We start from the raw sequence: 12,941 nt of genomic DNA, 5'->3' as shown, positions 1-12,941 counted from the left end.
CACAACCGGAGGTCTTGATGGCCCACGCTAATGCCCGGCTGACCTTTCACGGCAGATGCCTTCTGGTGCGCCGTGTCGTCCCCGGCCGACGTCCGGTGGCGCATGTGGCCAAGGAACTGGGAGTCTCCCGGCAGTGCGCGCACCGATGGGTGGCACGCTTCCGGGCCGAAGGCTGGAGCGGCCTGCACGACCGCTCCAGCCGCCCCCACACCTGCCCGAGGCGTACTCCCGCACACATCGAGGCCGCAGTGCTCAGCGCACGGCACGTCCACCGGCGGGGGCCGGACTTCCTCGCCGCCGAAACCGGTGTCCCCGCACGGACTGTGACCCGCATCCTGAGCCGCCATCACATGCCTCGCCTGGCATCCTGCGACCCGCTGACCGGACAGCCCATCCGCGCCGAACGCCGCAGCCACGCCCGCTACGAACGTGCCCGGCCCGGGGAACTCGTCCACCTTGACGTCAAGAAGATCGGACGGATCCCGGACGGCGGAGGATGGCGGGCCCACGGCCGCCAAGCCGGCAAGACCTACGCGCAAAAGCAGGCCAGGATCGGCTACGACTACGTCCACGCCGCCGTCGACGACCACTCCCGGCTGGCCTACGCCGAGATCCATGCTGATGAGAAGGCCGACACCTGCGCCGGCTTCCTCACCCGCGCTGCCGGCTTCTTCGCAGCCCGTGGCATCGGCCGCATCGAGCGCGTCATCACCGACAACGCCTGGGCCTACCGCAAGAGCACCGCCTTCCGCCGGGCCGTGGCCGACCTCGGTGCCCAGCAGCGGTTCATCCGTCCCCACTGCCCCTGGACCAACGGCAAGGTCGAACGCTTCAACCGCACCCTGCAAACCGAATGGGCCTACCACCAGGTGTTCACCAGCAACACCGAACGCGCCCAGGCCCTGGCGCCGTGGCTGAGCTTCTACAACACTCGACGCCGACACACCGCGCTCGAAGGCCAGCCCCCGATCAGCCGACTGTCACCAAAGTCATGACCGAGTACACCTAGTAGGGCTTTGTTACGTGGCCTTGTCACGGTCGGTGTCTGGTAGTTCGCTGGTTGTATGAGGTCTGGTGAACTTGCTGCGTGTCGGGGCCGGTTGGAGGAGTTTGCTGGGGAGGTGTTCGCGCCGCTGGTGCGGCGGGATCAGCGTGAGAAGGGTGCCTTGTATCTGAGGGGGCTGTTGCTGGACGGCCGACGCAAGTCGATGCAGCCGATGGCCGAGCGCCTCGGGGTGGACCACCAGCAACTCCAGCAGTTCGTTACGTCCTCCACCTGGCCCTTCGATGCGGTGCGAGCCCGGCTGGCGTGGCGGGCCGTGCGGGTGGTCCGTCCGCAGGTGTGGGTGGTGGACGACACCGGTTTTCCCAAGGACGGCATCTCCTCGCCCGGTGTGGCCCGACAGTACTCCGGCACGCTGGGCAAGGTCGGCAACTGCCAGATCGGCGTCAGTGTCCATGCCGCTTCCGACACCGCCTCGTGTCCCCTGTCCTGGCGGCTTTTCCTGCCCGAAAGCTGGGACACGCCCGAGGCGGACGGCCGCAGGGGACGTTGTCGCATTCCCGACGACGAACACCACCGTCCCAAGTGGCAGCTCGCCCTGGCGATGCTCGATGAACTTGCCGGCGTCGGCCTGAGGCCCGCCGCGCTGGTCGCGGACACCGGATACGGCGCCAACGCCGACTTCCGCCGCGGCCTGGAAGACCGCGGCCTGGCCTACGTCCTGCAGGCCAAGGCCGAGATGACCGCCCATGGTGAGGCTGCCGAACCCCACCAGCCTGCCTACAGCGGCCTCGGGCCCAGGCCCCTGCCGCGTTACCGCACCCGGCCGGTGTCCTTGCGTGAACACGTGCTGGCTGCAGGGCGAGGCCAGGGGCGGACCCTGACCTGGCGCAAGGGCTCCAAGGCCGCGATGAGCTCGCACTTTGTGCTGGTGCGGGTTCGTCTTGCAGGGCGTCGGCCCAAACCCGCCGCTGACGGCACGATCCCGCTGAGCTGGCTGATCGCACAGTGGCCCGAGGGCGCGGACGAACCGGTCAAGTACTGGGTCTCCAACCTGCCCGCCGACATCCCCGCCCGCGACCTCGTCCGCATCGCGAAGTTACGGTGGCGCATCGAGCACGACTACCGCGAGCTGAAGACCGCCCTCGGGCTCGACCATTTCGAAGGACGCTCGTTCACCGGCTGGCACCGGCACGTCACCCTCGTCACCGCCGCCCACCTGTTCCTGACCGAAGCGCGGAGGAGCCCAAAAGCCCCTGCCAGGGCCTGACCCTCTACCAGGCCCTGGACCTCCTCCAACACCTCCTGGCCACCTGGACAGGCACCTGCCCCACCTGCCACCAACCCACCCCATGGCAGCCCTACGACACCACCTAACAAAGCCCTACTAGGGCCTGTCGTCAAACTCCCGTCGTTCGCCCGAAGGGCGGGCTCCGCGGCGTCTGGTGCACTACATTCGCTCCGCTCATTCCGTCTCGGCTCTTTCGATCCTTCTTCGGAAGCCGAGCGCGATCGCAAGGCGGAGGGTCGCCCCGATACTGGGTGTATCGGGGTGAGCCCGACAACGCGGCATGGGGGTCCCCCCGCGCCCTTAAGGCGTGGGGGAGTGCGTGCCTGGGGGCACCTCCCAGCGTTAGCTGGGGGAGCGTCGCGGGGCAGGCGGGAGTTCGACGACAGGGCCCAGCAGGGGTGAGCGCGGCCGGGCCGATGTCCACGGCGGCGCGCGGCACTGTCCCTCGATAGGGCGAACATCGGTGCGGAGGGGTGCAGCGGCACCCCTCCGCTTCGTTGTCCAGGGGCGTGAGCCAGAAGAACCATGAGGGTAAGAGAAGCGCCCGCGAGCGACTGCAGGAACAGCGGGAGAAGGAGAAGGCGCGCGCCCGGCGCGGCCGACAGGCGATCGTCGCCGGGGCGGTGGTGGTGGTGCTGGCGGTCGGGAGCGGCATCGCCGTCTGGATGTCCTCGTCCAGCGGCGGCGGGAGCAGCTCCGACAACGAAACGGCCCGCCCGAAGCAGGCCAGCGGCGGCGACAAACCCGCCATCCCGGTGGGCGCGGCCGACGCCCCGTCCACGCTGACGGTGTGGGAGGACTTCCGCTGCCCCGCCTGCCAGCAGTTCGAGACCGGCTTCCGTCCGGTGATCCATGAACTGGAGGATTCCGGCCAGCTCAAGAACGAGTACCACCTCGTGACGATCATCGACGGCAACTCCGGCGGCAAGGGATCCCTCAACGCCGCCAACGCCGCCCTGTGCGCGCAGGACGCCGGGCGGTTCCGCGACTACCACGACGTGCTCTACGCCAACCAGCCGCCCGAGCCGCAGGACAAGTTCGCCGACAAGCAGTACCTCCTCCAGCTGGCCGGCAAGGTCAAGGGACTGGTGACCCCCGCCTTCACCAAGTGCGTCAACGACGGCAAGTACGACGCCTTTGTGCGCAAGTCCAACGACGCCTTCGCCAACTCCGGATACCGCGGCACCCCCACCGTCCTGCTCAACGGCAAGGACCTCGCCAAGGAGAAGGGCGGCCGGTCCACCCCCGCGGACCTGAAGAAGATGGTGCTGGACGCCAACAAGGGCAAGCAGCCCGGCAGCAAGAGCGCCTCGCCCGCCGGGAGCGCCTCCCCCGGGAAGAGCGCCTCACCGGGCAAGAGCGGCGCGCCGGGCAGCGGCGCGGCGCCGGACAAGAGCGCGTCGCCGCAGGGGATGCGGACCGGAGGGAGCGCTTCGCCCTCGTCCTGACGGGGCGCCGCCCTCGTCGCCGCCGCGGCCGAGCCCGGACACGCAGCGTCATGGCGTGAGGGCACCGTCGTTACGGAGCCGTTGCCGGGTGGGTTGTCCCCGACCCCACCCGGCGCGGTAGCGTCGTCCCTGCCATGGACCTCGCATTCATTCCCAGCCCGTCGGTCGGCGTCGTACATCTCGGCCCGATCCCGCTGCGCGGCTACGCGTTCTGCATCATCATCGGCGTCTTCGTCGGTGTCTGGCTCGGCAACAAGCGCTGGATCCAGCGCGGTGGCCGCTCCGGAACCGTCGCGGACATCGCCGTATGGGCCGTGCCCTTCGGGCTGGTCGGCGGCCGCCTCTACCACGTCATCACGACGTATGAGCCGTACTTCGGCGAGAACGGCCATCCACTCGACGCCTTCAAGGTGTGGGAAGGCGGCCTCGGTATCTGGGGCGCGGTGGCGCTCGGCGCCGTGGGCGCCTGGATCGGCTGCCGCCGGCGCGGCATCCCGATGCCGGCCTACGCCGACGCGCTGGCGCCCGGCCTGGCCCTCGGGCAGGCGATCGGCCGCTGGGGCAACTGGTTCAACCAGGAGCTGTACGGCAAGCCGACCGATGTGCCGTGGGCGCTGAAGATCAGCTCCGACCCGGCCATCGGCCGTATCGGCGGCACCTACCACCCGACCTTCCTCTACGAGTGCCTGTGGTGCATCGGCGTCGCGGCGCTGGTGATCTGGGCCGACAAGCGCTTCCGGCTCGGCCACGGACGGGCCTTCGCGCTCTACGTCGCCGCCTACTGCGCGGGCCGTGCCTGGATCGAGTACATGCGGGTCGACGAGGCGCACCACATCCTGGGCCTGCGGCTGAACGTCTGGACCGCGCTGATCGTCGGCCTGCTGGCCGTCGCCTACCTGGTGATCTCCGCCAAGAAGGCACCGGGCCGCGAAGAGGTCGTCGAGCCGGGGGCGCAGCTCGCGGAGGGCGCGGACGCGGATGCCGCCGGGAGTGGCAAGGACAGCGAGAGCGCCGAGGGTGACAGCACCGACGGCGGCAAGGTCTCGGTCGACAAGCCTTCGGCGAAGCCGAAGGCCGACGCCGAGACGAAGGCCGACGCCGCCGCCGACGACGACGCGAAGCAGGCGGCCGACGAGGCCGAGACGTCCGCGAAGGACCGGCCCGCCGACGCCGCCGGTGACGACAAGGCCGACGAGAAGGCTGCGGACAAGCCCGACGACAAGCCCGACGACAAGCCCGAGGAAGCGTCCGCGGCCGCGGATGCCGCCAAGCCCGCCGGGAGCGGCAGCACCAAGAAGTCCTGAGGCGGCCACCGGCTGCCTTCAGCGCCGGGCGGATTCGATATACGAATCCGCCCGGCGCTTTGCGTCGTACGGCCTCAGCGCCGGCGCTCGGCCAGGGCCAGCACCCGCCGTGCCCCCGCGACCACCGCCGCATCGACGAACCGGCCGTCCGCGAGCGCCTGCGCCCCGCCGTCCGCCGCGGCCGCCCGGACGATCTCCTGTGCCGCCTCGACCTCCTCCGCCGACGGGAGATGGGCCGCCTCGATGACCGGGAGCTGGCGGGGATGGATCGCCGCCCGGCCCAGGAACCCCAGTGCCCGGCCCTGTGCGCAGGACCGGGCCAGGCCCTCCAGATCGTGGACATCCGGGTAGACCGACTGCGGCGGCGGGGCCAGACCGGCCGCGCGGGCGGCGACCACGGTCCGGCTGCGCGGCCAGGCCAGCCCCGCCTCGTCCCGTACGCACAGTTCGGCGCACAGATCGGCCTCGCCGAGCGCGATCCCGCGCAGCGCCGGGTGGGCGGTGGCGATGGGGAAGGCGTGCTCGATGCCGAGCGCGGACTCCAGCAGGGCGTACAGCGCCGGGGTGGCGGGGAGAGTGCCCGTGGTGGGGGTGGCCGAGGGGGCGAGGGTGGCGGTGGTGGTCGACCGGACCGTGCGCGCCGCGCGGGCCATATGGGGCGTACGGGCCGTACGAGCGGTGGCGAGGCGTCCCGAGAGCGTGCGCCCCGTGGGGCGCACGGCCGCTTCCATGGCGTACGGGAGATGCTCGGGAACCGGCCCCGCCGCCGTCGTGGCCCAGCCGGCGGCCCGGTGGACATCGGCCGGGCCCTGCACCTTGGGCAGCCGCAGACCGGCCAGCCCCGGCAGTACGGCCAGAGTGCGGATCTCGGTCTCGGCGAGCGGGCCGTCCAGCGCATTGACCCGGACATGCACCGGTGCCGGGCCCGGTGCCGGGTCGCTCAGCAGCTCGGCGGTGGCGCGCAGCGCATAGTCCTTGCGGCCCCGGGCGACCGCGTCCTCCAGATCGACCAGAATCACATCGGCCCCGCAGCCGAGCGCCTTGGCGACCACATCCGGCCGGTCCCCGGGCACATACAGCCAGGTCAGCGGCGGGGGAGCGGTGGCCGTACGGGGCATCGGCGGCTCCGGCGGCACCGGGGTCACAGCGCCCCCGCCGCGCGCAGTCCGGCGATCTCCGGGCCGGTCAGCCCCAGGCCGGCCAGCACCTCGTCCGTATCCGCGCCGTGCGGACGGCCCGCCCACCGGATGGCGCCCGGCGTCTCGGAGAGCCGGAAGAGAACGTTCTGCATCCGGACCGTGCCGAGCTCCTCGTCCGGGATCTCGGTGATCGATCCCAGTGCCCGGTACTGCGGATCCGCCATCACATCGCGGATGTCGTAGATGGGCGCAACGGCCGCCTCGGCCTCCTCGAAGGCGGCCAGTACCTCGGCCCGGTCGTGCCGCGCGATCCAGTCACCGACCGCCGCGTCCAGCTCGTCGGCGTGCTGTGCGCGCCCGGAACCGGTCCCGAACCAGGGCTCCTCGATCACCTCGGGCCGGCCGACCAGCCGCATCACCCGCTCGGCGACGGACTCGGCGGAGGTGGAGACCGCCACCCAGGAGCCGTCGGCGGTGCGGTAGGTGTTGCGCGGCGCGACATTGGCGGAGCGGTTGCCGGTCCGCGGCTGGATGTGGCCGAGCTGGTCGTACCAGAGCGGCTGCGGACCCAGGGCGGTCAGCATCGGTTCGATGAGCGCCAGATCGACGACCTGGCCCCGGCCGGTGGCCTCCCGCCCGCGCAGCGCGGCCATCACGGCGTACGACGTGGTCAGCGCGGCGATCGCATCGGCGAGGCCGAACGGGGGCAGGGTCGGCGGCCCGTCCGGCTCGCCGGTGATCGCGGCGAATCCGCTCATCGCCTCGGCGAGCGTGCCGAATCCGGGGCGCCGGGCGTACGGGCCGAACTGCCCGAAGCCGGTGACCCTGGCCAGCACCAGGCGCGGGTTGACGGCGGACAGCTCGGCCCAGCCCAGGCCCCATTTCTCCAGGGTCCCGGGCCGGAAGTTCTCGACGACGACATCCGCGCCGGCGGCGAGCCGCAGCAGTACGTCCCGGCCGCCCGGCAGGGACAGATCGAGCGTCATGGTCTTCTTGTTGCGGCCCAGCAGCTTCCACCACAGTCCGATGCCGTCCTTGGCGGGCCCGTGGCCACGCGACGGATCGGGCCGCCGCGGATGCTCGACCTTGATCACCTCGGCGCCGAAGTCACCGAGCAGGGTGGCGGCGAGCGGACCGGCGAACAGCGTGGCGAGATCGAGCACCCGCAGCCCGGCGAGCGGGCCGGGGGAGGGGACGGGTTCCGGGGCGGGACGGCCGCCGGCGGCGGGCCGGGACATCCCGGACAGGGACGGGTCGGTCATGGTGCGGAGGCCTCCGGTAGGTCGGGTGGGTGATCCGAAAGACACGCCCTACGCGGCAAGCGCGGCGGTGCGTTCCGCGAGGGCGTCGAAGCCGATGCCGTCCAGCCCGCCGACGGAGGTGGCGAGCCGGCCCCGCAGCGGCACCGTCCAGTGGGCGGGCAGTGCGTCGGGCGATCCGGCGAGCAGCCCGGTGAGCGAGCCGGCCGTCGCGCCGTTGGAGTCGGTGTCCCAACCGCCGGACACCGCACGGCAGATGGAGCCGGTGAAGTCGCCGTCGGCGTGGGTGAGCGCGGCGGCCAGTAGCGCGGCGTTCGGCACGGCGTGCACCCAGTGGTGGTGCCCGTACGCGGTGTGCAGCCGGTCGACGACGGTGGCGAAACCCTCCGGCGTACCGGTGGGCTCGTCGTGCGCCGCCGCGATCCCGAAGCGGACGGCCCGCGCGAGCCGGGAGCGCGCGGGGATCACCGCGAGTCCGGCCCGCAGCGCGCCGTGCACATCCGTGGCACCCCCCGCCGCCTCGGCGAGCGCGGCGGCCGCGAACATCGCGCCGTACACCCCGTTCGCGGTATGGCTGAGCGTGGCGTCCCGCCAGGCCTGTGCCGCGGCGGCCGCCGGGTCGCCGGGGTGGGTCCAGCCGAAGATGTCCGCGCGGATCTGCGCGCCGATCCACTCACGGAACGGGTTGCGGTGCCGCGCGGTGTGCGGTGGCTCGATGCCGTCCAGGAGATTGCGGTACGCGAGGCGCTCGGCGGTGAAGGTACGGCCGGCCGGCAGTTCGTCCAGCCACAGCCGCCCGACGTCGGCGGTGGTGAAGCCATGGCCGTGGCGTTCGAGGAGCAGCAGGCCGAGCAGCGGGTAGTTGAGGTCGTCGTCCTCGGGCATGCCGTCGATGTTCTCGGCGAGCGAGGTGGCGCGGCTGCGGCGGTTCCAGGGGTGCCGTGCGGCCACCGCGGGGTCGAGTCCGATCTCGGTGAAGTACGCGGCCAGCGGCCAGTTGCCGGTCGAGCGGGCGAGCGCCCGTACCCCGCTGAGCGGCAGTTTCTCGACCGGCTTGCCGAGCAGACAGCCGGCCGCCCGCCCGAGCCAGGCGGCTTCGAGCCGGGCGGCGGACGCGCCGCCGCCCGGTCCCGCCCTGCCACTCGACGGCTCCCGCAGCCACCCCGCCTGAATTACCGTCAGATCGGTGGGCTCATCGTTCGCCGACGGGCAGGGCAGCAGAGCCAGTTCGTCGAGCAGCGTCACGGCGAGCGCGCGCAGGGCCGGGTCCACGGGCCCGGGGGAGGCGCCCGCCCGGCCCGGCGCCGGCGCGCCGCCCGCCGCCCGCCACCGCCGCGCGATCCCGGCCGCGTCCCGGCCGTCCTCCGCCGCCTGCCGCAGCTCATGCCCGATCAGGTCCTCGGGCTGCACCCAGGTCACCCGGAGCGGCGCCCCGTCCGCGGGGGGTGCCGTCCGGGCGGCGGCCACCGCGGTGCCGGTCACCGTCCACTCGCCTCCGTCATCGCCGGGATGGCCGAGATCGCGGTGAAGGCCTGCTCATGGGTGCGGGCGCGGGCCCGGTCGCGGGTGAAGATCTCGCGGGCGACGGTGGCCAGCGCGGCCCCCGGCGCCTGCAGATCCAGGCGGCTGGCGCGGGAGACCTCCGCCGCCCACTCGGCCGGTACCGCCGAGGCGCCGCGCAGCGCGCCGACGAGCGCACCGCTCATCGTGGCGATCGAGTCGCAGTCGCGGCCGTAGTTGACCGAGCCGAGCACCGTGGCCCGGAAGTCGCCTCCGCCGACCAGCAACATGCCCAGCGCGATGGGGAGTTCCTCGATGGCGTGCAGACGGGAGGGGCGGCGGGCGCCGAGCGAGGGGTTGCGGTAGTCCGGGCCCACGGTGTCGAAGGGGGCGATCGCCGCGCGCAGCGCGCCCAGCGCGGACTCGTAGTCGCTGAGCGAGGCCGCGGCTTCGCAGACCGCCTCGATCGCGGCGCGGGTGCCGTCCTTGGCGAGCCGGAGCGCCTGGACGATCACCGACGACGGGGTGGCCTCGGGGGCGAACGCGGCGGCCACGGCGGCGGCGAACACCCCCGCCGCCTCCCGGCCGTACGAGGACTGATGGGCGCCGGAGATGTCCAGCGCCTCGGCGTAGGCCCGGTCCGGATTGCCGGCGTTGACGATGCCCACCGGCGCCATGTACATCGCCGCACCACAGTTGACGATGTTTCCGACGCCCGCCTCACGCGGATCGGCATGCCCGTAGTGCAGCCGCGCCACGATCCACTTCTCGGCGAGGAAGATCCGCTGCAGCGGCAGCGCCTCGGCCTCCAGCTCCGGGATCCAGCGCGGGGTGCCGATCAGATCCGGTACGAGATGGTCGGCGATGTCGTAGGCGTCGAGGTGATCGCGCACCGTCTCGTAGACCCGCACCAGCGCATGCGTCATCAAGGTGTCGTCGGTGACATGGCCATCGCCCTTGTGGTACGGCGCGATCGGGCGGGCGGTGCGCCAGTCGTCGTGGAACGGGCCGACGATGCCCTCGACCCGGCCGCCGTGCCGCTTGACGATCTGCTCCGGTGTGCAGCCTTCGACGGGCCCGCCGAGCGCGTCGCCGACGGCGGCGCCGACCAGAGCGCCGCTCGCCCGGTCCTCCAGGGTCGGCGGGACGGGGGGTGCCGGAGGCGGCGTGGGGTGACTGACGGGAGTGGCCGTCGTGGGCCGTGTGAGGGGGGTGACCGGCAGGACCTGGGTGTCGGGGGTGGGTGTCGTCGGGGTCTGTTCGCTTGCGTGGGTCATGTGCGGGTGAGTCCTTCCACGGTGGAGGGTGAGGAAGTCAGGAGGGCGTCGGAGAGCGCCTCCGGGAGGGCCGCGGCGGTGGCCGTGGTGGAGGCTTCGGGGGCGGTCAGCTCCGTACGGGCGAGCAGCCCGGCCAGCTCGACCAGGTCAGTGCCGGCCAGCCGTGGCAGCGCACAGCCGGAGAGCACCCGGCAGGCGTCGCGCCAGGTGCGGGGCAGTCCGCGAGCGCCGCCGAGCGCGCCGGTCAGCGCCCCGGCGAGGGCCGGCGCGGAGTCGGCGACCCGGGAGAGGCAGGCGGCGGCCGGTACCGCCTCGGCGACCAGTCCGTCCGCGGCCAGCGCGAGTGCCAGCGCCACCGGGACGGTCTCGGCGGCCGCGATGCCGTAGCTGTAGACGTGGTCGACGATCTCGTGTTCCAGCACGGGCACCAGGGCGAAGGCGGTGCCGGGACGGCCTGAGTGGCGAGGACCGTCGGTGGCGAAGGCCCGCGCGAGCCGGATCGCGTGCAGCGCGTTACGGCGGATCTCGGTGCCCTCGGGGAGCTGGTCGAGCGCCGCGTCCACACAGCCGCCGGCCGCCGCCCCGCCGAGCGCGGCCGCGATCGCGGCGGCCATCGCACGGGCGCCGTGCACCCCGTCGCCGTCCTGGGTGTAGCGCGCGTCGTACTCGGCCAGATCGGCCGCCGCGGCGGGTTCGCCCGGGTGCACCACGGCCAGTACGGCGGCCCGGACGCACGCCGCATCGTCGAAGAAGTGCGGATTGTCGTGGCCGGTGGCGGGCGGCCGCAGCCCGGCGGCGAGGTTGCCGAGCCCGGCCCGTACGGAGATCCGGGCGCGCAGCGGCAGTACGGCGGACTCCACCTCGGGCGCCCGGTCGGCGGCCGCGGCGACCTCGTTGGCCAGCGCGTTCCATGCGAGGTCGAGCGCGGCGCGCATCCGTCGGTCCCGGCCCAGGTCACTGAGGAGCGCACCGGCCGCGGTGAGCACCGACTCGGCGGTGAAGGCCGCCCACTCGGCGTCGTCGGAGGGCCCGAGCCGCAGCGGCTCGGGCGGCTGGTTGAGGGCGATCGGCACGGGCAGCGTCGTGGTGGCGTTCTGCTCGGCGAAGGTGTCCAGCTCACGCGTCAGCCGCCGGGTCCACTCCGGCATCCGGGCCGCCCGGTGCCGCGCCGCGGGCCATCCGGCGGCATCGCCCGAGGCGAGCCCGAGCAGCAGCCCTTCGATACGGCTACGGGCACCGTCCGCGGGGTCCGCGTCGGCGTCCGCCGTGGCGGGGGCGTCGGCGCCCCACACCGCGCGCCCGGCGCTCATCCGACGCCCACTCCGGCTCCGACGCCGGACCCGGCCGCGGGCTTCGCCCCGACGCCGGACCCGGCGACGGCCCCCGCCCCGCCCGGCGCCAGCAGCTCCGCGATGTCCAGGACGTGATAGCCGGCCATCGACGGCAGACAGCTGCCGCGCGCCGGGCCGATGGCGCCGGCCCAGGCCTCGGGGATCGCGGCGGCGCCGCACAGGGCGCCGGCCAGCGCACCGGCGACGGCCGCCGTGGTGTCGGCGTCGCGGCCCATGTTGACCGCGGTCAGCACCGAGGCGGAGAAGTCACCGCGGGCCGCCGCGAAGGCGCCGAAGGCCAGCCCGACGGCCTCGGGCGCCAGATCCGTCCAGGGGTAGCCGCCGACCACGACGGCGGAGCGCACCGCGCGCTCGGTGCCGAGCTGGGTGATGCCCGGGTCGTACCGGGAGCGCTGGGCGGCGCCGACCGCCCGGCGCAGCGAGCGGGCCGTCCAGGAGTCCTCCGGTACGACGGACAGCGCGGCGGCGATCACCGCGTCGGTGTTGGGGGTCCCCCCTGGACCGATGGGGGTCCCCCCGGTCATGGGGGTCCCCCCGGGCATGGGGGTCCCCCCGGGCATGGGGGTCCCCCCGGTCGAACGGAGTTGAGACTGGGGGAGGAGTTGAGACTGGGGGAGGAGCTGAGACCGGGGGATTGTCGAAGGTCCTTGAGGGAGGACGACCATGGCGGTGGCGACCCCGGCGGCCACCGCCCGGCCGCCGTAGATCCCCTCGCCGTCGTGGCTGACCGTGCCGTCGATGGCGACCAGCCGCGCGGCCTCGGCCGGCCGCCCGGCGGCGAACACCCCGAACGGGGCGGCGCGCATCGCCAGTCCGTCGCTCCAGGCGTGCCGGTGCTGGGCGGAGATCGGGGCGGCGAGGCCGCGGCGCAGGTTCTCCAGCGTCCCGCGCTCGCTGAAGCCCGCGCCGCGGAACGGCCCCTCGTCGCGGTCGGCGATCCACTGGTGCCAGGCGGCCTCGACGTGGGCGACGGTCAGCGCCGAACCGTGCGCGGCGAGCAGCAGCCCCGAGAAGATGGCGTACTCGGTGTCGTCGGTGCCGGCCGGGTCGTCCTCGACGAAGCCCTCGATCCGGCCCCAGCGGCGGCGGATCTGAGAGGGCTTCATGTTCTCCGCGGGGGCGCCGAGCGCATCACCGACGGCGAGCCCGAGCATCGCGCCGCGGGCCCGGTCGCGTACACGATCGGCCGCGCTGCCGGGCACCGCCGGATCCGAGGGCGTGGGGTGCGCTGCGCTCATGGTGCGTGCCGTTCTGTCGTACGGGCCGGAACGCCGCCCGGGACTGCGGGGCGCCGTCCGGCAGCGGACCGCTGCGCTGTATCCGTGCCACGCGGCGGCCCGGGTCTCCTGTCCCGGGCGGCAGGGTCAC

Annotated in this window: 10 protein-coding genes; 4 read left to right on the top strand and 6 right to left on the bottom strand. The window is 73.5% G+C overall.

All coding sequences use genetic code 11. The features are described from left to right. The first annotated feature begins 17 nt into the window (after positions 1-17). From KI385_RS12715 to lgt, 4 genes are all read left to right on the top strand, one after another. A complete protein-coding gene (locus KI385_RS12715; protein WP_238572287.1) occupies positions 18-995 on the top strand; it encodes an IS481 family transposase in 978 nt (325 codons plus the stop codon). Between the two features lie 69 nt (positions 996-1,064). Continuing rightward, positions 1,065-2,273, top strand: coding sequence for an IS701 family transposase (locus KI385_RS12710; protein ID WP_238570845.1), 1,209 nt, complete (start codon positions 1,065-1,067; stop codon positions 2,271-2,273). Positions 2,274-2,803: 530 nt separating this feature from the next. Beyond that, positions 2,804-3,742, top strand: a complete 939-nt coding sequence (locus KI385_RS12705; RefSeq protein WP_238572286.1) for a DsbA family protein — start codon at positions 2,804-2,806, stop codon at positions 3,740-3,742. 134 nt (positions 3,743-3,876) lie between these two features. After that, a complete protein-coding gene (gene lgt / locus KI385_RS12700) occupies positions 3,877-5,046 on the top strand; it encodes a prolipoprotein diacylglyceryl transferase (protein WP_238572285.1) in 1,170 nt (389 codons plus the stop codon). Positions 5,047-5,120: 74 nt separating this feature from the next. On the opposite strand, the gene KI385_RS12690 is transcribed toward lgt, so the two are convergent. Genes KI385_RS12690 through KI385_RS12665 form a run of 6 tightly spaced genes read right to left on the bottom strand, consistent with a single transcriptional unit; the run spans position 5,121 to position 12,727 of the window. Beyond that, positions 5,121-6,164 carry an HpcH/HpaI aldolase/citrate lyase family protein gene (locus tag KI385_RS12690; RefSeq protein WP_238572284.1) on the bottom strand — a complete coding sequence of 348 codons (1,044 nt, stop codon included), beginning with the start codon at positions 6,162-6,164 and terminating at the stop codon, positions 5,121-5,123. A gap of 23 nt (positions 6,165-6,187) precedes the next feature. Continuing rightward, positions 6,188-7,447, bottom strand: a complete 1,260-nt coding sequence (locus KI385_RS12685; protein WP_425356906.1) for a CaiB/BaiF CoA transferase family protein — start codon at positions 7,445-7,447, stop codon at positions 6,188-6,190. Positions 7,448-7,495: 48 nt separating this feature from the next. Further along, positions 7,496-8,926 carry an ADP-ribosylglycohydrolase family protein gene (locus tag KI385_RS12680; RefSeq protein WP_238572283.1) on the bottom strand — a complete coding sequence of 477 codons (1,431 nt, stop codon included), beginning with the start codon at positions 8,924-8,926 and terminating at the stop codon, positions 7,496-7,498. Further along, entirely contained in the window at positions 8,923-10,221 is a 1,299-nt protein-coding gene (locus KI385_RS12675; RefSeq protein ID WP_238572282.1) for an ADP-ribosylglycohydrolase family protein, read from the bottom strand. The genes KI385_RS12680 and KI385_RS12675 overlap by 4 nt, the downstream gene beginning before the upstream one ends. Continuing rightward, positions 10,218-11,531, bottom strand: a complete 1,314-nt coding sequence (locus KI385_RS12670; protein ID WP_238572281.1) for an ADP-ribosylglycohydrolase family protein — start codon at positions 11,529-11,531, stop codon at positions 10,218-10,220. The genes KI385_RS12675 and KI385_RS12670 overlap by 4 nt, the downstream gene beginning before the upstream one ends. Continuing rightward, positions 11,528-12,727 carry an ADP-ribosylglycohydrolase family protein gene (locus KI385_RS12665; RefSeq protein WP_425357070.1) on the bottom strand — a complete coding sequence of 400 codons (1,200 nt, stop codon included), beginning with the start codon at positions 12,725-12,727 and terminating at the stop codon, positions 11,528-11,530. Before KI385_RS12665 ends, KI385_RS12670 begins: the two co-directional genes overlap by 4 nt. Between the last annotated feature and the right edge of the window lie 214 nt (positions 12,728-12,941).

The sequence above is a fragment of the Streptomyces inhibens genome (assembly GCF_022221585.1).
GTDB classification, from domain to species: Bacteria; Actinomycetota; Actinomycetes; order Streptomycetales; family Streptomycetaceae; genus Streptomyces; species Streptomyces inhibens.
This window is presented reverse-complemented; position numbering and strand designations above follow the sequence as displayed.

Bases quoted from the DNA above. Each gene is read 5' to 3' on its own strand.
- KI385_RS12715 (WP_238572287.1), top strand. From the start codon at position 18: ATGGCCCACGCTAATGCCCGGCTGACCTTTCACGGCAGATGCCTTCTG.
- KI385_RS12710 (WP_238570845.1), top strand. From the start codon at position 1,065: ATGAGGTCTGGTGAACTTGCTGCGTGTCGGGGCCGGTTGGAGGAGTTT.
- lgt (WP_238572285.1), top strand. From the start codon at position 3,877: ATGGACCTCGCATTCATTCCCAGCCCGTCGGTCGGCGTCGTACATCTC.
- KI385_RS12690 (WP_238572284.1), bottom strand. From the start codon at position 6,164: ATGCCCCGTACGGCCACCGCTCCCCCGCCGCTGACCTGGCTGTATGTG.
- KI385_RS12685 (WP_425356906.1), bottom strand. From the start codon at position 7,447: ATGACCGACCCGTCCCTGTCCGGGATGTCCCGGCCCGCCGCCGGCGGC.
- KI385_RS12675 (WP_238572282.1), bottom strand. From the start codon at position 10,221: ATGACCCACGCAAGCGAACAGACCCCGACGACACCCACCCCCGACACC.
- KI385_RS12670 (WP_238572281.1), bottom strand. From the start codon at position 11,531: ATGAGCGCCGGGCGCGCGGTGTGGGGCGCCGACGCCCCCGCCACGGCG.
- KI385_RS12665 (WP_425357070.1), bottom strand. From the start codon at position 12,727: ATGCTCGGGCTCGCCGTCGGTGATGCGCTCGGCGCCCCCGCGGAGAAC.